The sequence below is a fragment of the Amycolatopsis sp. 195334CR genome (assembly GCF_017309385.1).
Classification (GTDB): domain Bacteria; phylum Actinomycetota; class Actinomycetes; order Mycobacteriales; family Pseudonocardiaceae; genus Amycolatopsis.
Map to the genome: position 1 here is coordinate 879,190 of NZ_JAFJMJ010000003.1, position 21,309 is coordinate 900,498.

A 21,309-nucleotide genomic window follows, 5' to 3' on the forward strand; every position below is an offset into this window, starting at 1 on the left:
CGCGCGCCGCACGTGTTGTCGGCCCCGCCTCTCAGCCGGCTGGCTGCAACAAGACCTTGATCGCCCCGTTGGTCTTCTCCTGGAACATCTTGTAGGCCTGCGGAGCGTCTTCCAGCGGCAGCCGGTGCGTGGCCAGGTCACGCACACCGAGCGGATCCGCGTCGTCGCTGACCAGGGGCAGGATGTCGTCGATCCACCGGCGGACGTTGGCCTGGCCCATCCGCAACTGGATCTGCTTGTCGAACAGCTCCATCATCGGCAGCGGGTCCAGCATGCCGCCGTAGACCCCGCTCAGTGAGATCGTGCCGCCCCGCCGGACCGCGTCGATCGCGGCGTACAGCACGCTGAGCCGGTCGATCCCGGCCTTCTCGGTCACCTTCGCCGCGATCGGCTTCGGCAGCAACCCCACCAGCTGGTGCGCGAGCTTGCCCGCGGGCGCGCCGTGCGCCTCCATGCCGACCGCGTCGATCACCGCGTCGGCACCGCGTCCGCCGGTCAGGTCGCGGATCACGCCGCCCACCTCCGGCTGGGTGCGGAGGTCCACTGTGGTCACCCCGTGCCGTTCGGCCATGGTCAGCCGCTCGTCCACCAGGTCCACGCCGATCACCTTGCCGGCACCGCGGTGCAACGCCACCCGGCAGCACATCTGCCCGATCGGGCCGAGGCCGAAGACCACCAGGCTGCCGCCGTCGGGCACGTCGGCGTAGGCCACCGCCTGCCACGCCGTCGGCAGCACGTCGGACAGGTAGACGAACTGCTCGTCCGGCGGGCCGTCGGGCACCTTGATCGGACCGTACTGGGCCTGCGGCACGCGCAGGTACTCCGCCTGGCCGCCGGGCACCTGCCCGTACAGCTTGGTGTAGCCGAACAACGCCGCGCCCTTGCCCTGCTCCTTGACCTGGGTGGTCTCGCACTGCGACTGCAACCCCGTGTCGCACATGTAGCAGTGGCCGCAGGAGATGTTGAACGGCACCACCACCCGGTCCCCGGGCTTCAGCGCGCCCGCTTCGGCGCCGACCTCCTCGACCACCCCCATCGGTTCGTGGCCGAGGATGTCGCCCTCGCCCATGAACGGGCCGAGCACCTCGTACAGGTGCAGGTCCGAACCGCAGATCCCGCTGGAGGTGACGCGGATGATCGCGTCGGTGGGTTCGCGCAGTTTCGGATCGTCGACCGTGTCGACCCGCACGTCGCGCTTGCCGTGCCAGGTGACCGCTTTCATGCTGTCCTCCGTCCACGTCTGGTGCCCTCCGGGTGCCCGTGGCCGCCGGGGGCAAACGTCCGTTTAGCCGCGGACGGGGTGCGGTACCCGAGACCGTATGGCTCAGACAGTCGCTGATTTCATCGTGGCCCGGTTGCGCGAGTGGTCGGTGGGGCAGGTGTTCGCCTATCCCGGCGACGGCATCAACGGACTGGTCGCCGCGTTCGGCAGAGCGGACAACGAACCCCGGTTCGTGCAGGCCCGGCACGAGGAGATGGCCGCGTTCCAGGCGGTCGGCTACGCGAAGTTCAGCGGGCGGGCCGGCGTCTGCATGGCCACCTCGGGGCCCGGCGCGATCCACCTGCTCAACGGCCTCTACGACGCGAAGCTGGACCACGTGCCGGTGGTCGCCATCGTCGGCCAGACCGCGCGCAGCGCGATGGGTGGCAGTTACCAGCAGGAGGTCGACCTCCAGGCGCTGTACAAGGACGTCGCCAGCGAGTACCTGGTCGAGGTCAACGTGCCCGAACAGCTGCCGAACGCGCTGGACCGCGCGATCCGGACCGCGCTCACGCAGCGGGCGCCGACCGCGCTGATCATCCCGGCCGACGTGCAGGACGAGAAGTACACGCCCCCGCAGCACGAGTTCAAGCACGTGCCGTCCAGCCCGCCGGACCTGCCGCGCACCACCATGGTGCCCCCGCCCGACCAGCTCGACGCGGCGGCCGCGGTGCTCAACGCCGGCGAGAAGGTGGCCGTGCTGGCCGGTCAGGGTGCCCGCGCGGCGGTCCCCGAACTCACCGAGTTCGCCGAACTGACCGGCGCCGGGGTGGCGAAGGCGTTGCTGGGCAAGGACGTGCTCTCCGACGAACTGTCCTTCGTCACCGGTTCGATCGGGCTGCTCGGCACCCGGCCCAGCTGGGAACTGATGCAGGGGTGCGACACCCTGCTGATCGTCGGCTCCAGCCTGCCGTACTCCCAGTTCCTGCCGGAGTTCGGCCAGGCGCGGGCGGTGCAGATCGACCTGGACGGCCGGTTCCTCGGCCTGCGCTACCCCACCGAGGTCAACCTGCTCGGGGACGCGAAGAGCACGCTGCGGGCGTTGCTGCCGCTGCTCACCCGCAAGGACGCCGCGGACTGGCGGAAGAAGACCGCCAAGAACGTCGAGGACTGGTGGGACACCGTCGGCAAGCAGGCGATGGTCGACGCGAAACCGGTCAACCCGATGCGGGTGGTGCACGAACTCTCGCCACGCGTGCCGGAGAACGCCATCGTCACCGCGGATTCCGGGTCCGCCGCCAACTGGTACGCGCGGAACCTGCGGATGCGCGGTGACATGCGAGGGTCGCTCTCCGGCACGCTGGCCACCATGGGCTGCGCGGTGCCGTACGCGATCGGTGCCAAGTTCGCCCACCCGGACCGGCCGGTGGTCGCACTGGCCGGGGACGGCGCCATGCAGATGAACGGACTGGCGGAACTGATGACCATCGCCCGCTACCGTGCACTGTGGACGGACCAGCGGCTGGTGGTCTGCGTGCTGCACAACGGGGATCTGAACCAGGTCACCTGGGAACTGCGCGCGATGGGCGGCGCGCCGAAGTTCGAGGAGTCGCAGAACCTGCCCGAAGTGTCCTATGCGGACTTCGCCCGCGGCATCGGCCTCGGCGGCATCACCGTGGACGCGCCGGACCAGCTGGGCCCGGCCTGGGAGCAGGCCCTCGCCTCGGACGGCCCGACCGTGCTGGACGTGCACTGCGACCCCGAGGTGCCGCCGATCCCGCCGCACGCCACCTTCGACCAGATCAAGGCGACCACGCAGGCCGTGCTCCGCGGTGACCCGAACGCCTGGCGGATGGCGAAGGAAGGCTTCAAGACCAAGGCACAGGAACTCCTTCCCTAGCGGGAGGTGGCTCCCGCCCGCGAGGGAAGCGCGGAAACCCGTCCCTCCCCGACCCTGCTCATGGCGGGATCGAGGAGGGACGGGTTCATGACGAAGGCACTGGCGAGAACGCTTCCGCGGCCCAGCGGGCGGCACGCGGCCGGCCGGGTGACGCTCCGGCTGGTCGACTGGTCCCGGCCCGATCCGTGGGTGCCGGAACAGCCGTACCGCGAGCTGATGGTGAGCCTCTGGTACCCCTCGGACGGTGGCGGCCGTCCCGCGCTCTACCTGCGCCAGGGTGCCGCCGCGAGCGTCGAGGGGTGCGACTTCACCGGCGTCGGCCTGCACACCGAGGAGGGCGCGGCGGTGCTGCGCGGGGAGAAGCGGCCGGTCCTGCTGTTCTCCCCGGACTTCGGCCTGCCGCGCGATCTCTGCACCACCCTGGCCGAGGACCTCGCGAGCCACGGCTACGTGGTGGTCACCATCGACCACACCTACGAGACCGCGGTCGACTTCCCGGCCGGGCGGATCACCGAGCGGCGGGCCGACCGGGCCCGCATCCCGGCGCGCGTGGAGGACGTGCGGACCGTGCTGGCCAAGCTGGCCTCACTGGCCGAGGGGCGCATGCCAGGGGACGGTCAGCTGCCGCCGGGACTGGGCGCGGTACTGGACCTGAACCGGCTGGGGGCGTTCGGGCACGGCGCGGGCGGCGGCACCGTCGCGGAGGCGATGTACCGGGACAACCGGCTGCGCGCCGGGGTGGTGCTCGACGGGGAGTTCCTGCCGCCGATGCCGGGGCACGACCTGGACCGGCCGGTCCTGCTGTTCGGCAGCGAGGACGCGAACCGGACGCACCTCACCGATCCGGCGGCCGAGTCGTTCTGGGCGCGGCACCGCGGCTGGCGGCGCGATCTCCAGCTGGTCGGCACGACCACGCTCTCCTTCACCGACTGCGAGCCGCTGCTGCTGCCCGATCCGGAGCGGCTGGGCAGCACGGCACCGGGCAAGGTGGTCACCGCGACGCGGACGCACGTGCGCGCGTTCTTCGACCTGCACCTGCGAGACCGCGCGACCCAGCTGTTCGACGGCGCGCTCAGCCGCTGCCCGGAGATCCGGTTCATCCGGTAGGCGGTCGCCGGGAGCCGATGGCGTCGCGGCGCAGGCGGTCGGTGTGCTCGGTGACCGCGGCGACCTCGGCGGCCAGCCGCTCGTGCCCGGCTTCGAGGTGCGGGTTCGCCGCGGCCAGCGGGGACAGCAGCGCCGACGCGTCGTTGTCCCCGAGCGCCCGCTCCACCCGGCCCGCGCTTTCCGAATCCAGCCCGTCCGCCGCGCTGACCTGACCGGCCAGGCGCCGCAGCGAACCGGAGTTCTCCCGCGCCCAGGTGGCCACCGCGCGGTCACCCGCCCGCCGGTCGCGCTGCGCCCGCACGCGTCCCTCCCCGGTCACCTCCCCCGAGGCCGACGGGTTGAGCCGCAGGTACCGCCGTTCCGCCGCCTGGCGGCTGGCGACGCCGAGCGCGGGCGCCAGCGCCGCCCAGCTGACGCCCCGCGCGCGAGCCGCCGAGATCAGCTCCGGCTCCCACGCCGCCAGTTCCTCCCGCAGCTGCCGCAACGCGGTCAGGGCGTCGAGCAGGTCCCGCGGGCTCGCTTCGGGATCGGCGACCACCGCGCCGACCTGCCGTAATCGCTCCTCGGCTGGCATTTGTCATCCTTTCGACGACGTTCAACTTGTCATCGTTGTGACGACATGCTAGAACATCTGGTGCGTGTTGACACCCCTTGACCCCGAACCACAGGAGGTGGAACCGATGTTGATGCGCACCGACCCGTTCCGCGACCTCGACCGCCTGCTCCAGCTCGGCAGCACGGCCGGTACCTGGTCGAAGCCGGCGGCCATGCCGATGGACGCCTACCGCGCCGGCGAGGACTTCGTGGTCATGTTCGACCTGCCCGGGGTGGATCCCGACGGCATCGAACTCGGCATCGAGCGCAACGTGCTCACGGTGAAGGCGGAACGGCGGCCGGTCGGCGGGAACGCCGAGATGCAGGTCGCGGAGCGGCCGCTCGGCGTGTTCTCCCGCCAGTTGTTCCTCAGCGACTCGCTGGACACCGAGCGCATCGGGGCGCACTACGAAGCCGGGGTGCTGACCCTGCGCATCCCGATCGCCGAGCAGGCGAAACCCCGCAAGATCGCCATCTCCGACCGCGGCACCGACCGCAAGGAGATCAAAGCCTGACGCCCCACCGGCCCGCCGCCGTCCCCGGCACGGGGGCGGCGGCCTTTCCCGAGAGGCTCACGAACCCGTGGTCCCCCTGCTGGAAACCGATTTCGAGTTCACCCGCGCGCTGCGCGCGTACACCGCGGCCGTCGGCTCGGCCTGCGGTGCCGGGCCGGAGTCCTGCACCGTGGACACCGGCACCCCGGCGTCCGCCTACATCGCGCTGGACGGGCGGCTCCCCCGCTTCCCCGACCGCGACCTCGCGCTGATCTGGGACGAGCGCCACGGCTGGGCGCTGGCGGTGGAGACCCATTCCGCCGAGGACCTGCTGGTGCTCGGTTACCTCGGGCACGATCCGCTGGCCACCCCGGCCGAGGTGGCCGGGTACGCCACCCGGGCGCTCGCCGGGAAGCCCGGCTCGCCGGAGCCGCCGCGGCTGCGCGAAGCGGGCGGGCACCACGACCTGACCGACCGGCTCCGGCCCTACGTCACCGGACTGCTCGTCACGCGGTGAGCGCGCCGGTCATCGAGTCCACTGTGGAGCCACCGAACTGCTCGGATCCGCCGCCGCGGAACGGATCGGCGAGCTCGGCGTGGCCACCGCGATCGAACCCTGCGCGATCGCGCACAGCCGCCGCTCGTCGTCCACTGTGTACAGATCGCACCGGCAGGTGGCCCCGCGCCTGCCCGCCCGCACCACGCTCGCCTCCGCGCGCAGCACCCCGCCGGTGGCCGGGCGCAGGTAGTCGATGGTGAAGCCGCTGGTCAGCACCGCCGGGCCGAGCACGCTGCCGGCCGCGAAGGTCAGCGCGTTGTCGGCGGCGTAGCTGAGCACCCCGCCGTGCACAAAACCGTTCTGCTGCCGCAGTTCGTCGCGGATGTCGAGTTCCAGCACGGCGGCGCCGTCGCCGAACTCGGCGAGCCGCGCCCCGACCAGCTTGCTGAACGGCTGGGCGTCGAGGCCGGCGCGGGCGAAGGCCAGGTCCATCACGGCACACCTCACTTCACTAGTGAAGCTAGAATGGCGCCGAGCCGCTCCGGCTGTCAAGATTCGGTCATGCCCGAGCAGCGCCTGTACTTCCTGCTCCAGCGAGCCGCGCACGAACTGCGGGTGGACGCCGACCGCCGCTGCCTCGGCGCGGCCGGGATCACCACCGCCCAGCTCGGCGCTTTGTTCGCGGTGCGGGAGACGCCCGGCCTCACCCAGCGGGACCTCGCCGCCACCCTGGGGCAGCGCGAATCGGCGATCACCGCGATGGTGAACCGGCTGACCGGCGCGGGCCTGCTCGCCCGGGAACGGCACCCCGAGCAGCACCGGGCCGTCCAGCTCGCGCTGACCGACGAGGGCGAGAGCGCGCTCGACCGCCTCCGCCCCGAGCTGGACCGGTTCAACGCCGAACTGCGTGCCCTGCTCGGCGACGACTTCGACGACACCGTCGCCGCGCTGGCCAAACTGGCCGGGTTCAGAACTTCGGCTCCTCGTGCGGACGGCCCTTGAGTTCGTGGAAGCCGGGCACCGCGGCGACCAGCAGCGTGCCGTCCCACAACCGCCCGGCGTCCTCCCCGCGCGGCACCCGCGAGATCACCGGGCCGAAGAACGAGACCCCCGCCGAGGAGATCACCGGCGTGCCGACGTGGTCACCCACCTTCGCCACCCCCTCCTCGTGGGAGGTGCGCACGGCCTGGTCGTACTCGGTCGTTTCGGCCACCGCGGCCAGTTCCTCGGGCAAACCGGCGTCGGCGAGCACGCCGTCGAAGCCCCACTGGCCGTTCTGGTGCACCCGCGTGCCGAAAGCGGTGTAGAGCCTGCCGAGCGCCTCCTGCCCGTAGCGCTGCTCGACCGCGGCGAACAGGCGGACCGGCTTCCACAGGTACCCCTCGGTGTCGCCTTCCGGGTCCTCCTCGGCGTGTTCGTTGAGCACGGCCAGGCTCATCACGTGCCACCGAAGCTCGACCGGGCGCACCCGCGCCACCTCGGTCATCCAGCGCGAGGTGAGCCAGGTGTACGGGCACGAGGGGTCGAACCAGAAGTCGGCGATCCGCTGTTCGGTCATCAGGCGTTCCCTTCTCGCGCCGGTGGGCGCAGTCCGTGCAGATTGCGGTAGGCGGCACGCTCCGGCGGCCGCCAGCCGTCGAGCAGTCCGGCGGCCGGCCGGTACACCTCCACGCCGATCGGGTGGCAGGTGTCGATCGGGTCGCGTGCCCCCGGTCCCCACAGTGGCACGGACAGGTCCCCGCCGGGGCAGGTGGACAACGCGCACAGCAGGTCGAGTTCGGCGAAGAACTCGAAGAAGTCGCCGGGTCGCGCCGGGCACGCCTTCATGAAATAGCGGTCATCGGCATTGAGCCCGGTGCACTGGAAAACGTTGAGCACGTCGTGCACGTCGAATTCGGTGAGCCCGTGCGGCAATATCGCGCGCACCAGGTTCGAATGGCAGTGGAAATCGAAGTCGTCGCCGGTGAGCATCCGGTTCACGTACGGATCACAGCGGGTGCCGAGCAGGTCGTGCACGCGGCCGCCGTGCTCGTCCGGACCGTACCCGGCCAGCGTGTCGCCGGTGACCGTGACCAGCGGGCGCAGGAACGGCAGGTTCGACCACAGCCGGTCGAAGGTGCTCACGTGCGCGCGCTGCAGCTGCCGGGTGCGCGAAGCCCACAACCGCTCGCGCGGGTCGTTGGCGTGCCACAGGTTCAGGTCGCCCACCTGCGGTCCGTCCACGGTCACCAGCCGGCACAGGTGCCCGCGCGGGACCGTCCACGCGCGACCCGAGCGGATCGGTACCTCGAACCGCTCGACCAGCTCGCGCGGGCCGTCGGCCAGCGCGGTGTAGAAGGCCTCGTCCACGCTCAGCGCGGCGCCCTGGTAGGCCGCCGGGAAATCGGCCACTCGCGCACTCCTTCCGGCTGTTCGAATAGGGGGTGCTGCCGGTGATGAGGGGTATTCCCCGCGCATAACGCAGGGGGTTGCCGGACCGGCGCGGCGGGTGTTCGGATTGTCGCGCTCGAACCGCCCGGCCGGGTTCATGGTAAGCGATTTTCGTTCGCCCCGCCGGGTCCGGCCCGTTTTTTCCGCCAACTGCCGAGGAGCACCCGTGTCCACAGGACGACGAAGAAGACCGGCCCACCGCTGGGTACTGGCCGCGTCGCTCGCGCTGTGCACCACCACCTTCGCGCTGCCCGCGAACAGCGCCGAGCCCGCGCCGGCGCCACCGGCCGCCGACGGCCTGGCGCTCACCCCGCCGATGGGCTTCAACAACTGGAACAGCACCCACTGCGCGGAGGACTTCAACGAGAAGCTGGTCCGCGACATCGCCGACATCTTCGTCTCGCACGGGCTCAAGGAGGCCGGGTACACCTACGTCAACCTCGACGACTGCTGGGCGCTGCCGGACCGCGCGCCCAACGGTGACCTGGTGCCGGACCCGGTGCGCTTCCCCCACGGCATCAAGGCGGTCGCCGACTACGTGCACGCGAAGGGGCTCAAGTTCGGCATCTACTCCAGCGCGGGCACCAAGACCTGCCACCCGGACGGGTTCCCCGGCGCACTCGGGCACGAGCAGCGGGACGCGAACCTGTTCGCCTCGTGGGGCGTCGACTACCTGAAGTACGACAACTGCAACAACCAGGGCGTCAACGCGGTCGAGCGGTACACGAAGATGCGCGACGCGCTGAAGGCCACCGGGCGGCCCATCGTGTTCTCGATCTGCGAGTGGGGCGTGAACAAGCCGTGGGAGTGGGGCAAGGGCGTCGGGCACCTGTGGCGCACCACCATCGACATCAGCGACAGCTGGGCGAGCATGCTCAGCATCCTCAAGCAGAACATGGTCCGCGCCGACCACGCCGGCCCCGGCCACTGGAACGACCCCGACATGCTGGAGGTCGGCAACGGCGGGATGACCGATACCGAGTACCGCACGCACTTCTCGCTGTGGTCGATGATGGCCGCGCCCCTGCTGATCGGCGCCGACCTGCGCAAGGTGACCCCGGAGACCTTCGAGATCCTGGGCAACAAGGACGTGATCGCGGTCGACCAGGACCCGCTCGGGGTGCAGGGCAGGCCGATCCGCTCGGCAGGCGGGCTGCACGTGTTCGTGAAACCGCTGGCGGGCGGCGACAAGGCGGTCGCGTTGTTCAACGAGAACGACACCCCGGCGCGGATCGACACCACCGCGGCGGAAGTCGGCCTGCCCGCGTCCGCCGGGTACAAACTGCGTGACCTGTGGGCGCACACCGACGCGCACACCACGGGCGCGATCAGCGCGGTGGTCCCCGCGCACGGCACCACGATGTACCGGATCGGCGCGGACCGGCACTGGTTCCAGTACCCGCCCGCGCTCGACGCGGCCGCCGAGGTCGAACTGTCGTACTCGGGCGCGCTGCCGGTGGTCGCGCCGGACACCCCGGTCGCGTACACCACCACGCTCGGCAATTCCGGTGGGGCGCCGGTGCACTCGGTGCGGGCCAAGCTCATCGCGCCGCCGACCTGGTCGGTCCGCCCCACCTCGGACGTGGAAACCACGGCACTGCGCGAGAACGAGCGGTTCCGCACCACGTGGGAGGTCTCGGCCCCACCGGGCACACCGCCGGGCCGGTACCCGGTGAGCGCCACCTTCGAGTACGTGAACCCGCAGACCGGCGCCCCGGCGACGCTCACCAACGTGGCCGAGGCGGTGGTCCCGGAAGTGCCGCACACCGGCACGCAGTACCTCAGCGACGTGTCGTGGCTGCGCACGACGAACGGCTGGGGCCCGGTGGAGGTCGACCACACGAACGGCGCACGCGCCCCCGGTGACGGCGGGCCGCTGACCCTGCGCGGGGTCTACTACGCCAAGGGGCTGGGCACGCATGCGCTGTCCTCGGTGGAGTACTTCACCGGTGGCGCTTGTTCCGAGGTGCGCGCGCTGGTCGGCGTGGACGACGGCAAGACCGGCTCGGTCACCTTCGAGGTATGGGCCGACGGGGACCGGGTCTACGACAGCGGGACGCTCACCGTCGCCGATCCGGCGAGGCAGCTGGTCGCGGACGTCACCGGGGCCAAGGCGATCCGGCTCGTGGCCACGGACGCGGGCGACGGCATCCAGAACGACCACGCGGACTGGGCGGACCTGACGCTCACTTGCTGAGCGCGCGTATTCACCGTCGACGGTGAACCACCCCCGGGTGCGGACCGTATCCACCATCACCGCCGCACCAGGAGGGTCCATGCGCACGTTTGCCTTGCTCGCCAGTCTGTTCGCCGCCGTTCTCCTCGCCGGGTGCTCGGCGTCCGGCGAGGAGAACCCCCCGGCCACCGGTGCCGGGAACGAGTCGGACATCCGCTTCTCGCAGCAGATGATCCCGCACCACCAGCAGACGCTGGACATCGCCGAGATCGCCAAGCAACGCGGCACGCTGCCGCTGGTCAAGACCACCGCGGAAGAGGTCTCGACCACCGAGGCGGCGGAGATCCAGCAGATGACCGGGTGGCTGCGGAGCTGGAACGTCGAGGTGCCCGCCGCGGGCGCGCACGGCGGGCACGCGATGCCGGGAATGCTGACGCTGCAGGACATCGCCGCGCTGGAGAACGCGAGCGGGGCGGAGTTCGACCAGAAGTGGCTGAGCACGCTGGCGAAGCACCTGCGCGAAGGCGTGTCGATGGCGAAGAACGTCCAGCTGACCGGCGCCCACGAGGAAACCAAGGCGCTGGCCAGGAAGATCGTCGAAGGCCAGGAGGCGAAGATCGCCGAGATCACCGCCGCGCAACCGGCCTCGTGACGCGGAAGTCGCCGGCTTGTCGGTGCCCCGACCTAGTATTCGGGGCATGAAGCGGTATGCCGACGAGGACCTGCGCGGGGCGGAGTTCCGCGAGTGCGACCTGACCGGGGCCCGGCTAGTCGGGGTGGTCATGCAGGACGCCGTGATCGACGGGCTCGTCACCAATCTCGTGGTGAACGGGGTCGAGGTCACCGAGTACGTCGAGGCGGAGCTCGACCGGCGTCACCCGGTGCGGGTGCTGATCCGCGCCGAGGACCCGGCCGACCTGCGCGAGGCAGCGCGCCGGCTCCACGCCGGCTGGGCCGCCACGATCGAGCGCATCCGCCGTGCGCCCGGTATCGAACGCCGCGGTGTGAACGACGAGTGGTCGGCGGTGCAGACGTTGCGCCACCTGGTCTTCGTCCACGACTCGTGGTTCCGCCGCTGCTGCCTGGGTTCGACGGAGCTGTTCACCCCGATGGGCATCGGCCCGGCCGACGAGCCCTACCGCGGCGCGCACGGGCTCGACCCCTCGCTCGATCCGGCCCTCGACGAGATCGTGAGCGTGCGCGAAGCACAGGCCGCCGAGCTCGAAGCCTGGCTCGACGAGGTCACCCCGGCGCAGCTCGCCGCGCGAGCGCCGGTGCCCGACGACGATGTCTGGCCGCCGTACGCCCGGGGCCGCTCGGTGCGGCAGTGCCTGGGCACGGTGCTCACCGAGACCTTCGAGCACCACGGCTTCTGCGTCCGCGACCTCGACCTGATCGAGGCATCGGACGCCCCTACTGCGTCACGGTCTTGAAGTCGAGGACGGCGCCTTCGGCGTTCAGCGCGGTGACGGTGAGTTCGAGCTTCTTGCCGGTGTTCACGTTGCCCCAGCTCGCCTTGCCGCCCACGCCGGTGCGCATCGTGCCGGACGCGCCCTGGGGGCCGTAGTCCTTCAGCGTCACCGACTTCTCCGACAGCGTGATGGTAAACTCGTTGTCCCCCACCTTCAGCTTCGGCTCGCCGGTGACCAGGATCTGGCACTCCCCGTCGGCGCAGGCGCCGAAGTCGGTGCCGTCCTTCGCGGCGGGCAGCGGACCCGGCGGCACCTCCGGCGGGGGCGGCGGCGCGGGCGGCTGGCACCGCGGCGCGAGGTGGTGGGCCGCGGTCAGCAGCGGGTCGGCGGCCACCACCGCCGGGAGGTCCGGCCCGGCCGGTTTCACCGAGTCGAGCAGCTCGTTGAGCTTGCGGGCGCGGTCGTACATGCCCGTGAAGTCACCGCGCGGGCTCATCGCGAAGCGGTCCCCGACCAGTGCCTCCACCTCGGGCAGGATGCGCTGCAGCCCTTCCCCCAGGCTCTTGGCCAGTTGGTCACCGGCGGCCACGCCGGACGGCGGCAGCCCGGTGAACTGCGAAGCCAGGCTCTCCAGCCCCATGTCGGCCGAGCTGAGGTAGCTGTACAGGTGCATGTCGGCGAACTCGTCCGGTTTGGCGGGATCCACCTCGAGCCCCTCGAACTCGACCTGGTCCCGCGTCAGCGAGTCCGTCGCCTGGCACATCGTGTCCGCCCAGGTGACCATTTCCCTGGTCGGCTGCGGTGGCGGTGGTGGCGGCGCGGCCGCCGGTGGCGGCGCCTCCGCCGATCCGCACCCGCCCGCCACGAGCACCACGCCCACCGCCGCCCACGTCCACTTCCGCATCCCCGGCCCCTTCCGTTCGCCGGGAACGGTAACCACGCCCGCCGGGACGGGTCCCGAGTTGGCATTTACCGGCCACGGCCCAAAACTGGCGGCATGGGAGCACTCCAGGGAAAAGCCGTGGTGATCACCGGCGCCGGCCGCGGTCTCGGCCGCGAATACGCACTGCACGCCGCCCGCGCGGGCGCCGCGGTGGTGGTCAACGACGTGTACGGCGAACCGGCGCGGGAGGTCGCCGCCTTGATCACCGAGGCGGGTGGCCGGGCCGAGGTGAGCACGCGTTCGGTGGCCGACGCCGGTGAGGCGGCCGAGATCGTCGACCAGTGCGTGCGCGCCTTCGGCACGATCGACGGGCTGGTCAACAACGCGGGCCTGAACTACCAGGCACCGCCGTGGGACGACGATCCCGCCCGCGTCCGCGCACTGGTCGAGGTCAACGTGCTGGGCACGATGTTCACCGGGATGGCCGCCCTGCGGGTGATGCGCGAGCGCGGTTCCGGGGTGATCGTGAACGTGGCTTCGGGCGCGCTGCTCGGCAAACGGGGTGGCGCGGCGTACTCGGCGTCCAAGGGCGCGGTCGCGTCGCTCACCTATTCGTGGGCGGCGGACCTCACCGAGCTGGGCATCCGGGTGAACGCGATCAGCCCGCTGGCGTGGACCAGGATGGTGGAAGCCGATCGGGTGGAACGCGCGCGGCTGAGCCGGGACCTCACCCCGGACCTGGCCGCGCCGCTGGTCACCTTCCTGCTCAGCGACCGGTCCGCGGGCGTCAGCGGGCAGCTGATCCGGTTGCGTGGCGAGAAGCTGCACCTGGTGCGGCAGCACTCGGTGAAAGAGCCCGTGCTGACCCGGCCGCACTGGGACGTGGAGGACTTCGCCGCCGCGTTCGACGGTGAACTGGTGCCGGAGTCACCACCGGCTATTCGGTGGAAGCTCTGACCGGCCCGAGGTAGCGTCGGCAGGCGTGTCGCCCGTGGATCTGGAGGAGTTCGAGCGCCTGCTCGCCGAAGGGGAAGCCGAGCCCGTCGAGGGCTGGGACTTCTCGTGGTTCGACGGGCGCGCCACCGAGGAACGGCCGTCGTGGGGCTATTCGCGCCTGCTCGCCGACCGCCTCTCCGCCGCGGGGATCGCACTGGACCTTCAGACCGGCGGTGGTGAGGTGCTGACGAGCGCGGCACGCGGCGGCACGCGCCTGGTCGCCACCGAGGGCTGGCCGCCCAACGCCGCGATCGCCGCGCAACGCCTGCGCCGCCTCGGCGGTTCGGTGGTGCTCGCCGCGCACGACGGCCTGATCCCCTTCCGCGACGCCACTTTCGACTTGGTCACCGGCAGGCACCTGATCGTGGAGCCGTGGGCGGAGATCGCCCGTGTGCTCCGGCCCGGCGGCACCTTCCTCACCCAGGGCGTCGGAATGGGCTCCAACCGCGAGCTGTACGAGTTCTTCCTCGGCCCGCAACCTGGCGACAACAACACAGACGAAGGCGCCGCCGACCGGGCCGCCGAGCGAGCCCGCGCCGCCGGGCTCGACGTCCTCGACGTGCGCCACGAGAAGCTGCGCGTGGTGTTCCACGACGTCGGCGCGGTGGTCTACTTCCTGCGCAAGGTGCTCTGGACGGTGCCGGACTTCACCGTGGCCAAGTACCGGCCGCGCCTGGCCGAACTGCACCGCCGCATCCTGGTCGAAGGCTCGTTCGTGGCGCATTCGCGGCGGTACCTGATCGAGGCCCGCAAGGTCAGCGGCTGAGTTTCACCGTGACGGTGGCACCCTGCGTCCCGGCCACGTCGACGTCCACCGACCTCCGCAGGATCGTCACCCGGATCGACTTCTGCAGCTGCGTCGGGTCCGAGACCGCGACCTGCCAGCCGTCGCGCACCCGTTCCACCGCGATCGACGCGGGGCCGGAGACGGTCAGGTCGTCGAGCGTGCCGCCGGTGAAGAAGTTCGCCAGCAGAGTGCCTTCCCACAACCGGATCGCCTGCACCTCGGCGGTGTTCGACCGCACCCGCCAGGACAGCGCCGAGGCCGCGGTGGCCGCCGCCGAAGCACCCGGCAGCACGACGTAGCCGTAGCTCGCGCCGGACGGGTTGGCGCCGTGTTCGATCACCACCTTCTGGTACCGCCGCGTGTACGGCGTGGTGGTACCGCCGGTGTTGGCGCCCTTGTCGACGTCGGCCCAGGCACCGGTCCGATCCTCACGCAGCACGGAGACATCCACATCGGACAGAAGCACGTAACCGCCAACCCCGTCGAGGTGCACCCATCGCGGCTTGCGCACCACCGTGGTCCGGCCGAGTTCGACCGGCAGCAGGCGGCCGTCCGCCCGCAGGGCGTTGCGCGGATTCGTGCCCAGGGAACGGTTTTCGATGGTTGTCCGCACGTTCGCCCCGGACGCGTCGGTGATCCCCGCACCCAGGCACACCACTCCGTCCGGGGTGAAGAACCACGACTTCTTCGCAGTGAGCGTGCCGTCCTGCGAGATGAAGTCGACCCCGTAGGCGCCGTGCTGCGCGCCGAACCGCACCCCGCCGGAGAACGGCTTGCTGGACAACGGGATCTGCTCGAGCTTCGGCGGCTCGGAGTCCTTCGCCGTGGTGCCGGGCAGGAGCTTCGCGTCGACCGTGGGCCAGTAGGCGTCGCTGTAGTGGCCCTCGGCGTCGGGCCGGAACACGTACAGCACGCCGTCGCCGGTGTACCAGCCACGCAGGTTCATCGAGTTGATCGCCTCGTAGCGGCAGATCCGCGTCGAGCTGACCCCGAGCGAAGCCGACCACGACGGGGTCACGTGCAGCATCCGGTCCTGCTGGCCGAACACGCGGTGCTCCGGCACCACCGGCGCCGGAACCGGGTTCGCCGCCAGCAGTTCCTGCGCGTACTCGACCTCCGGCACGCCCACCGGCTGCAACCCGCCGGAGAAGCGCCCCACGTCGGTCACCTCCAGGAAGGGCGCCCACTTGCCGCGCTGGATCCACGACGCGACCAGCCCGCTCACCTGCGCCCGCTCCGGTTCCGGCGCGTTGCGTGCCAGCAACGCCGTCGCGGCGGTCAGCTGGTGCCCGGCGTCGTGGCCGGTCTCTCCCTGCCTGGACAGGAAGCGGCCGCGAACCGGTTCCATCATGTAGCCGTTGAACATGAACGGCGCCAGCGAATCCGGCACCGTGCCGCAGATCGCCCGGCGCACGGCCTCCGGCAACTCCCACTCCGTGCCGCGGGTGACCTCCATCAGCCCGGCCACCGCCTGCACCAGCACCAGCGCGTAGTGCCCCGGATAGGGCACCACCTCGTGCTGGAGGAACGAGCCGTCGGTGTGGAAGCCGTCGCCGGCGGTCACCTTCGCGATCAGGCTGGCCGCGCCACCACCGGCCACGTCGGTCACCGCGTCCACCCCCAGCCGGATGCGGGCGGTATCCCCCATCATCGCGCCGGACACCACGGTCAGCGTGGCCTTGTCGGCCCGGTTCGCGCCCGTCTCCACCACGCTGGGGTTGTTGGTGCGCCGGTTCGGGTCGGCGATGAACCGCAGCACCGGGCGCAGGTACCGCTCACGGTCGGCCGCCGGAATGATGTCCCAGGTGGACGCAAGCGTTTGCAGCAGCCACAACGGCGTGCCGATCTCGTAGCTGTACCAGTTGCCGATCTCGTCGGTGTGCTCGTTGTACTGCACCCGGTACAGCGTCTCCAGCGCGGTGTGGAGGCGCTGCGGCACCGCCGGGTCCGCCGACAGCGCGGACCCCGGCGTCGCCCAGTCGACCGCGATGGTGCGCAGCCGGTAGTACATCTTCTGGAAGTACGTGCTGCCCGGACCCACCGGCAGATCCGGCCACAGCTGGTCGATCGAGGTGTTCATCGCGGCGTGGTAGGCCACCGCCACCTCGTCGAGCGCCCGGACCGCCCGCGTCCGCTCCGGCGAGGTGCGCCCGGCCCCGATCTGGAGGAACCGGTACGCCGCGACGATCTTCGCCGGATCGTTCCCGGCGGCCACCGCCGGTGCGCCCACCACCCCGGCCAGGGTGGTGGACGCGGCGACCGCCGCCCCGCCGAGCAACGCTGATCTGCGGGTCAGTCCGTGCATGTCGTCTCCCAGTCAGAGGATCTGCGGTGAACCGTCCGTCCGCCGCGGCAGCTGCCACGGGTTGTCCTCGCGCAGGGCGGGCGGCAGCAGCGCGTCGGGGAAGCCCTGCCAGGCCACCGGGCGCAGGAAGCGGTCGATCGCGGCGGTGCCCACCGAGGTGGTGGTCGGCGCGGTGGTGGCCGGGTACGGGCCGCCGTGCTGCTGCGCCCAGCTCACCGTGACCCCGGTCGGCCAGTCGTTGTACAGCACGCGCCCGGCGATCCGGGCCAGTGGCGCCAGCAGCGGGCGCACGTCCTCCACTTCGGACTCTTCGGCGTGCAGGGTGGCGGTCAGGCCCGGCTCGAGCCCGTCGAGCAGGCCGATCAGCTCCTCCTGGCTGGAGTAGGTGATCACCAGCGAAGCCGGGCCGAAGCACTCGTGGCGCAGCACCTCCGCGCCCTGGGCGAAGTTCTCCGCGCTGGTGCTGAGCAGGGTCGGGGTGAAGCCCGATCCGGCGTTCTCCGGCGCGGAAAACACCTCGACCCCGTCGGCGGACCGCAGTGCGGCCACGCCTTCGGAGTACCCGCCGGCGATGCGGTCGTTGAGCATCTCCTGCGCGGCGACACCGTCCACAGCGGACTTCAGCGCGGTCTCCAGGCCGTGCTCGTCGGGCAGGAAGACCAGGCCGGGCTTGGTGCAGAACTGACCGGCGCCCAGGGTGAACGAGGCGGCGTACCCCTTGGCGATCTCCTCGCCGCGTGCCTTCACCGCACCCGGCGTGACCACCACCGGGTTGACGCTGCCCAGCTCACCGTAGAACGGGATCGGCACCGGACGGGCGTTGGCGATGTCGAACAGGGCCCGGCCGCCGGGCACCGAGCCGGTGAACGAGGCGGCTGAGATCCGCGGGTCCTTGAGTGCGGCCACGCCGGTCTCGCGGCCGTGGACCACGGCGAAGATGCCTTCGGGCGCACCGGCCGCGAGCAGCGCGGCGAGCAGGATCCGGCCGGTCAGGTCGGACAGGCGCGGATGCCCGGGGTGCGCCTTGAGCACCACCGGGCAGCCGGCGGCCAGCGCCGAGGCGGTGTCCCCGCCCGCGGTGCTGAAGGCGAACGGGAAGTTGCTGGCGGCGAACACCAGCACCGGGCCGATCGGGGTGAGCACCCGGCGGATGTCCGGGCGCGGTCCCATCGGCCAGTCCGGGTCGGCGTGGTCCACGGTGGCCTTGAGGAACGCGCCATCGGTCAGCACCTGGCCGAACAACCGCAGCTGGAAGGTGGTCCGCTTCAGCTCGCCACGCAGGCGCGGGGCCTCGGGCAGGTTGGTCTCCTCGGCGGCCAGCACGACGAGTTCGTCGGCCGCGGCGTCCAGCGCGTCGGCGGCCGCGGTGAGCCACTCCGCCCGCTGCGCCGGGGTGGTCCCGGCCAGTGCGGGCGTGACCAGGGCGGCCGCTTCCAGCACCCGGTCCAGCTCGGCTTCTTCGGTCTCAGCGACAAATTCGGCAGACAAAGCACAAACTCCTAGGTCACGGTCCGGGCACCGCGCACGGCGTCCCGGAGATCGGCCCAGCGACCGGCGCCGGCCAGGCCGAGGTGGTACAGGTGCAGTTCGCTCGCGCCGGCATCGGCCAGTGCGGCGGTGTAGCGGTCGAACTCGGGCACCGGGTTCGCCGCCACCCCGGTGACATACGCCCCGACGTCCACAATGGACGGCAGCGCGGCGCGGGCGGCGGCGACCGCGGCCACGCTGGCCTGACCGGGTGCCCAGCACTGGAGCACCACGGAATGCACGTCCTCGGGCGCGCCCGGGGTCAGCCCGGGCAACGCGCCGGTCACCCAGGGGTCCAGCGCCCCGTGCAGCACCAGTCTAGGCCCGGCGCCGATTTCGGCGAGGATCCCGGCCCGCAGCGCGTCGGTGGAGCGCTGCCGCCCGGCCAGCACGGTGGCCTTCAGTTCCGGGGACAGCTCGTCCTCGGTGGCTCCGAGGTCACCGCTCGCGATCAACCGGCGGGCCTCGGCGGCGAGTGCGGCCTGCACCTCCCCGGTGTCCGCGTCCCACTGGGCCGCGCAGGCTTCGCAGCAGCAGATCGACAGCACCCTGGCCGCGGCGGGTGACCACACGCCGTCGGTTTTCTCGTGCTGGTGCTGGTGCACCACGCCGAGCGGCCCGCAGGCCTCCAGGATCACCGACCGGAACTCCAGGTCGCGCACGCTTTCCGCGGCCACCTTCGCGGCGTACTCGCGGACCTCCTCACGTGCCGGGCACAACGCCCACGGGTACGGCTCGCCGAAGCAGTTCCGCACCGAGACGTCCGGGTTTTCGGTGCCCAGCAGGGAGTTGTGCGTGAAGACCACCCACGCCGCCGCCGGGATCCCGGCCTGGTCCAGCACCCGCACCGCGTCTCCGGCGCTGTCTTCGGCACCCGCCCAGTCCGGGGACGCCGGGCGCAGCCGCCCCCAGGCGGTTTTCCGGATCGGCCGGTAGAAGGCCGCGTGCCGGGCCACCACCGAGGACCGGTCGGCCGACCAGGGCGTGGCCGCCCGCGCGCTGTGGTACGACACCGCGACGGCGACCTCGTCCACGTCCAGCTCGGCCGCGCGGTCGGTGAAGCCGGGGGCGTCCAGCACATCCCACGGGTAGGCGTAACCGGTCACCCTCATCGCGCGGCCCCGATCCGGTCGAGCACCGCGGTCCCTTCGCCGATGATGCGCTCCAGCCGGTCGAGCTGGCCCGGGCTGGGTTCGCGCAGCGGCGGGCGCACGGTGCCGACCTTCTCCCCGCACAGCCGGGCGGCGGCCTTGACCAGCGACACGGCGAACCCTGGCGTCTCGTCGCGGAGTTCGACCAGCGGCAGGTAGAACCCGGCCAGCAGCGCGTCCATCGTCGCGTCGTCCCCTGTGGACAGTGCTTTGTGGAAGGCCTGGGCGATCCGCGGGGCGAAGCAGTGCACCGCGGAGGAGTACCGGGCCACGCCGATCGCCGCGTAGGCCCGCGCCGAGACCTCGGCGGTGGGCAGTCCGTTGAAGAACAGGAACTCCCGCCCGCGCGGGTTGTCCGCGCCGCGGATGCCGGTGACGATCCGGGTCATCAGGTCGACGTCGCCGAAGCCGTCCTTGAGCCCGGCCACCGTCGGCAGGTCGAGCAGCTTCACCGCCGCGGCCGCGGTGAACACGCCCGGCGAACGGTGGTAGACGATCACCGGGACGCCGCTGTCACCGATCGCGTGGCGGACGTGGTCGACCAGCCCGTCGGGCGGGCCGGTGACCAGGTACGGCGGCAGGAGCAGCACCCCGTCGGCGCCCCCGGCCTCGGCGGCCGCGATCCCGGCCCGCGCGGTGGCGGCCCCGCCACCCGCGCCCACCCAGATCGGCACGCGCCCGGCGACGACCTCGCGCGCGCGACGCAGCAGCGCCCGCACCTCGTCCGGGCTCAGCGCGCTGAACTCCCCGGTGCCGCAGGCGATGAACAACGCGCCCGCACCCGCGTCCAGGTGCCGCCCGACGTGGTCGCCGAAGGCGTCGAGATCGACCTGGAGGTCTTCGGTGAACGGGGTGAGCGGGAACGCGAGCAGACCGTCCAACACGGTCTCAGGCTGTGCCATCGGGACCCTTCTGTTCACACTTATGAATGAAGTCTGCTATCGTGACGCTCGTTCACCTACAAGAACACTGTCGCAGGACGTTAATATGGGTGCGGACACAAGTCAACCCGCAGGTGGAGGAGGGGTCGATGGCTCAGCCGACAGCGGTTTCGGCCGGTGAGAACAACGCGGAGCCGGCCGGCGTCAAATCCGCGCGGCGCGCGATCGACCTGCTGGAGACCTTCGCCGAGAACGACGTCTGGATGTCGCTCTCGGACCTGCACACCCGCACCGGGTTCCCGCGGTCCAGCCTGCACGGGCTGCTGCGGACCCTGCACGAGGCCGGCTGGCTGGAGACCGATTCCAGTGGCACGCGCTACCGCCTCGGCGTGCGCGCGCTGATCTGCGGAACGGCCTACCTCGACCGGGACCCGGTGGTGCCCTTCGCCACCGAGGCGCTGGAGAAGGTGCGTGAGCGCACCGGGTTCACCGCGCACTACGCGCGGCGCAACGGCACCGAGGTGGTGTACCTGGAGACGCGGGAGTCCGCGAAGTCCATCCACCTGGTGTCGCGGGTCGGGCGCACGCTGCCCGCCCACGCGACCGCGCTGGGCAAGGTGCTGCTCGCCGAACTCACCCACGACGAGATCGACGCGCTGCTGCCGAACCCGCTCACCGCGCTCACCCCGAACACGGTGACCTCGCTCGACGAACTGCACCGCCAGTTCGCCGAGACCCGCGAACGCGGGTACGCCTCGGAGATCGAAGAGGGCACGCCGGGCATCCGGTGCGTGGCCGCGGTGGTGCCGTACCGCATCCCCGGCACCGACGCGCTCAGCTGCTCGATGCCGGTCGACCAGGTCACCGAGGCCGAAGCGCGGCGGGCGGGCGAGCTGATCGCGGAGATCACCACCGAACTCGGGCAGAACCTGCGACGCGCCGGTATCCGCTGACCTGTTCCAAGAA

At 71.6% G+C, this 21,309-nt stretch carries 21 protein-coding genes; 11 read left to right on the forward strand and 10 right to left on the reverse strand.

Annotated features, from left to right (window positions below):
* Positions 1-31: 31 nt before the first annotated feature.
* Entirely contained in the window at positions 32-1,222 is a 1,191-nt protein-coding gene (locus tag JYK18_RS41290; protein WP_206809367.1) for a zinc-dependent alcohol dehydrogenase, read from the reverse strand.
* A gap of 97 nt (positions 1,223-1,319) precedes the next feature.
* Between JYK18_RS41290 and JYK18_RS41295 the strand changes: the two genes are divergently transcribed.
* Positions 1,320-3,101, forward strand: coding sequence for a thiamine pyrophosphate-requiring protein (locus tag JYK18_RS41295; RefSeq protein WP_206809369.1), 1,782 nt, complete (start codon positions 1,320-1,322; stop codon positions 3,099-3,101).
* An 87-nt stretch (positions 3,102-3,188) separates the two neighbouring features.
* Positions 3,189-4,208, forward strand: a complete 1,020-nt coding sequence (locus JYK18_RS41300; RefSeq protein ID WP_206809371.1) for a lipase — start codon at positions 3,189-3,191, stop codon at positions 4,206-4,208.
* On the opposite strand, the gene JYK18_RS41305 is transcribed toward JYK18_RS41300, so the two are convergent.
* Positions 4,198-4,782, reverse strand: coding sequence for an HSP18 transcriptional regulator (locus JYK18_RS41305; protein ID WP_206809373.1), 585 nt, complete (start codon positions 4,780-4,782; stop codon positions 4,198-4,200). The genes JYK18_RS41300 and JYK18_RS41305 overlap by 11 nt on opposite strands.
* Positions 4,783-4,888: 106 nt before the next feature.
* Between JYK18_RS41305 and JYK18_RS41310 the strand changes: the two genes are divergently transcribed.
* On the forward strand, positions 4,889-5,317 hold the full coding sequence (locus JYK18_RS41310) for an Hsp20/alpha crystallin family protein (RefSeq protein WP_206809374.1): 429 nt from the start codon (positions 4,889-4,891) through the stop codon (positions 5,315-5,317).
* A 67-nt stretch (positions 5,318-5,384) separates the two neighbouring features.
* Positions 5,385-5,813 carry a DUF6292 family protein gene (locus JYK18_RS41315; RefSeq protein ID WP_206809375.1) on the forward strand — a complete coding sequence of 143 codons (429 nt, stop codon included), beginning with the start codon at positions 5,385-5,387 and terminating at the stop codon, positions 5,811-5,813.
* A gap of 9 nt (positions 5,814-5,822) precedes the next feature.
* Here JYK18_RS41315 and JYK18_RS41320 read toward each other — a convergent pair whose 3' ends face one another.
* A complete protein-coding gene (locus tag JYK18_RS41320; protein WP_206809376.1) occupies positions 5,823-6,287 on the reverse strand; it encodes a PaaI family thioesterase in 465 nt (154 codons plus the stop codon).
* A gap of 69 nt (positions 6,288-6,356) precedes the next feature.
* Between JYK18_RS41320 and JYK18_RS41325 the strand changes: the two genes are divergently transcribed.
* On the forward strand, positions 6,357-6,797 hold the full coding sequence (locus JYK18_RS41325; protein ID WP_242584004.1) for a MarR family winged helix-turn-helix transcriptional regulator: 441 nt from the start codon (positions 6,357-6,359) through the stop codon (positions 6,795-6,797).
* Here the strand turns inward: JYK18_RS41325 and JYK18_RS41330 are convergent.
* On the reverse strand, positions 6,763-7,353 hold the full coding sequence (locus JYK18_RS41330) for a disulfide bond formation protein DsbA (protein ID WP_206809378.1): 591 nt from the start codon (positions 7,351-7,353) through the stop codon (positions 6,763-6,765). The two genes, JYK18_RS41325 and JYK18_RS41330, sit on opposite strands and share 35 nt — an antisense overlap.
* Positions 7,353-8,186, reverse strand: a complete 834-nt coding sequence (locus tag JYK18_RS41335) for an urea carboxylase-associated family protein (RefSeq protein ID WP_307796296.1) — start codon at positions 8,184-8,186, stop codon at positions 7,353-7,355. Before JYK18_RS41335 ends, JYK18_RS41330 begins: the two co-directional genes overlap by 1 nt.
* A 205-nt stretch (positions 8,187-8,391) precedes the next feature.
* Between JYK18_RS41335 and JYK18_RS41340 the strand changes: the two genes are divergently transcribed.
* The 3 genes from JYK18_RS41340 to JYK18_RS41350 all read left to right on the forward strand — a co-directional run bounded on the left by JYK18_RS41340 (position 8,392) and on the right by JYK18_RS41350 (position 11,834).
* Complete coding sequence (locus tag JYK18_RS41340) at positions 8,392-10,422, forward strand: NPCBM/NEW2 domain-containing protein (protein ID WP_307796297.1); 2,031 nt, start codon at positions 8,392-8,394, stop codon at positions 10,420-10,422.
* 79 nt (positions 10,423-10,501) lie between these two features.
* Positions 10,502-11,053, forward strand: coding sequence for a DUF305 domain-containing protein (locus JYK18_RS41345; RefSeq protein WP_206809382.1), 552 nt, complete (start codon positions 10,502-10,504; stop codon positions 11,051-11,053).
* A 46-nt stretch (positions 11,054-11,099) separates the two neighbouring features.
* Positions 11,100-11,834: a DinB family protein gene (locus JYK18_RS41350; protein ID WP_206809384.1), complete on the forward strand. Its 735-nt coding sequence runs from the start codon at positions 11,100-11,102 to the stop codon at positions 11,832-11,834.
* Here the strand turns inward: JYK18_RS41350 and JYK18_RS41355 are convergent.
* Complete coding sequence (locus JYK18_RS41355; RefSeq protein WP_206809386.1) at positions 11,815-12,717, reverse strand: hypothetical protein; 903 nt, start codon at positions 12,715-12,717, stop codon at positions 11,815-11,817. The two genes, JYK18_RS41350 and JYK18_RS41355, sit on opposite strands and share 20 nt — an antisense overlap.
* A 93-nt stretch (positions 12,718-12,810) precedes the next feature.
* Between JYK18_RS41355 and JYK18_RS41360 the strand changes: the two genes are divergently transcribed.
* Positions 12,811-13,653 carry an SDR family NAD(P)-dependent oxidoreductase gene (locus tag JYK18_RS41360; protein ID WP_206809388.1) on the forward strand — a complete coding sequence of 281 codons (843 nt, stop codon included), beginning with the start codon at positions 12,811-12,813 and terminating at the stop codon, positions 13,651-13,653.
* Between the two features lie 25 nt (positions 13,654-13,678).
* Complete coding sequence (locus JYK18_RS41365) at positions 13,679-14,458, forward strand: class I SAM-dependent methyltransferase (RefSeq protein ID WP_307796298.1); 780 nt, start codon at positions 13,679-13,681, stop codon at positions 14,456-14,458.
* Here the strand turns inward: JYK18_RS41365 and JYK18_RS41370 are convergent.
* The 4 genes from JYK18_RS41370 to JYK18_RS41385 are packed head-to-tail and all read right to left on the reverse strand — an operon-like array spanning position 14,448 to position 20,364.
* Entirely contained in the window at positions 14,448-16,784 is a 2,337-nt protein-coding gene (locus tag JYK18_RS41370; protein WP_206809390.1) for a polysaccharide lyase 8 family protein, read from the reverse strand. The two genes, JYK18_RS41365 and JYK18_RS41370, sit on opposite strands and share 11 nt — an antisense overlap.
* 12 nt (positions 16,785-16,796) lie before the next feature.
* Complete coding sequence (locus JYK18_RS41375; protein ID WP_206809391.1) at positions 16,797-18,272, reverse strand: aldehyde dehydrogenase (NADP(+)); 1,476 nt, start codon at positions 18,270-18,272, stop codon at positions 16,797-16,799.
* 11 nt (positions 18,273-18,283) lie between these two features.
* Positions 18,284-19,423, reverse strand: coding sequence for a hypothetical protein (locus JYK18_RS41380; protein ID WP_206809392.1), 1,140 nt, complete (start codon positions 19,421-19,423; stop codon positions 18,284-18,286).
* Positions 19,420-20,364, reverse strand: a complete 945-nt coding sequence (locus JYK18_RS41385; RefSeq protein WP_206809393.1) for a 5-dehydro-4-deoxyglucarate dehydratase — start codon at positions 20,362-20,364, stop codon at positions 19,420-19,422. The genes JYK18_RS41380 and JYK18_RS41385 overlap by 4 nt, the downstream gene beginning before the upstream one ends.
* Positions 20,365-20,492: 128 nt before the next feature.
* Between JYK18_RS41385 and JYK18_RS41390 the strand changes: the two genes are divergently transcribed.
* A complete protein-coding gene (locus JYK18_RS41390; protein ID WP_206809394.1) occupies positions 20,493-21,296 on the forward strand; it encodes an IclR family transcriptional regulator in 804 nt (267 codons plus the stop codon).
* Positions 21,297-21,309: the final 13 nt, after the last annotated feature.

Coding starts and splice junctions, on each gene's coding strand:
- JYK18_RS41380 (WP_206809392.1), bottom strand. CDS start 19,423: ATGAGGGTGACCGGTTACGCCTACCCGTGGGATGTGCTGGACGCCCCC.
- JYK18_RS41385 (WP_206809393.1), bottom strand. CDS start 20,364: ATGGCACAGCCTGAGACCGTGTTGGACGGTCTGCTCGCGTTCCCGCTC.
- JYK18_RS41310 (WP_206809374.1), top strand. CDS start 4,889: ATGTTGATGCGCACCGACCCGTTCCGCGACCTCGACCGCCTGCTCCAG.
- JYK18_RS41350 (WP_206809384.1), top strand. CDS start 11,100: ATGAAGCGGTATGCCGACGAGGACCTGCGCGGGGCGGAGTTCCGCGAG.
- JYK18_RS41345 (WP_206809382.1), top strand. CDS start 10,502: ATGCGCACGTTTGCCTTGCTCGCCAGTCTGTTCGCCGCCGTTCTCCTC.
- JYK18_RS41360 (WP_206809388.1), top strand. CDS start 12,811: ATGGGAGCACTCCAGGGAAAAGCCGTGGTGATCACCGGCGCCGGCCGC.
- JYK18_RS41330 (WP_206809378.1), bottom strand. CDS start 7,353: ATGACCGAACAGCGGATCGCCGACTTCTGGTTCGACCCCTCGTGCCCG.
- JYK18_RS41370 (WP_206809390.1), bottom strand. CDS start 16,784: ATGCACGGACTGACCCGCAGATCAGCGTTGCTCGGCGGGGCGGCGGTC.
- JYK18_RS41355 (WP_206809386.1), bottom strand. CDS start 12,717: ATGCGGAAGTGGACGTGGGCGGCGGTGGGCGTGGTGCTCGTGGCGGGC.
- JYK18_RS41320 (WP_206809376.1), bottom strand. CDS start 6,287: ATGGACCTGGCCTTCGCCCGCGCCGGCCTCGACGCCCAGCCGTTCAGC.
- JYK18_RS41325 (WP_242584004.1), top strand. CDS start 6,357: ATGCCCGAGCAGCGCCTGTACTTCCTGCTCCAGCGAGCCGCGCACGAA.
- JYK18_RS41390 (WP_206809394.1), top strand. CDS start 20,493: ATGGCTCAGCCGACAGCGGTTTCGGCCGGTGAGAACAACGCGGAGCCG.
- JYK18_RS41290 (WP_206809367.1), bottom strand. CDS start 1,222: ATGAAAGCGGTCACCTGGCACGGCAAGCGCGACGTGCGGGTCGACACG.
- JYK18_RS41305 (WP_206809373.1), bottom strand. CDS start 4,782: ATGCCAGCCGAGGAGCGATTACGGCAGGTCGGCGCGGTGGTCGCCGAT.
- JYK18_RS41300 (WP_206809371.1), top strand. CDS start 3,189: ATGACGAAGGCACTGGCGAGAACGCTTCCGCGGCCCAGCGGGCGGCAC.
- JYK18_RS41295 (WP_206809369.1), top strand. CDS start 1,320: ATGGCTCAGACAGTCGCTGATTTCATCGTGGCCCGGTTGCGCGAGTGG.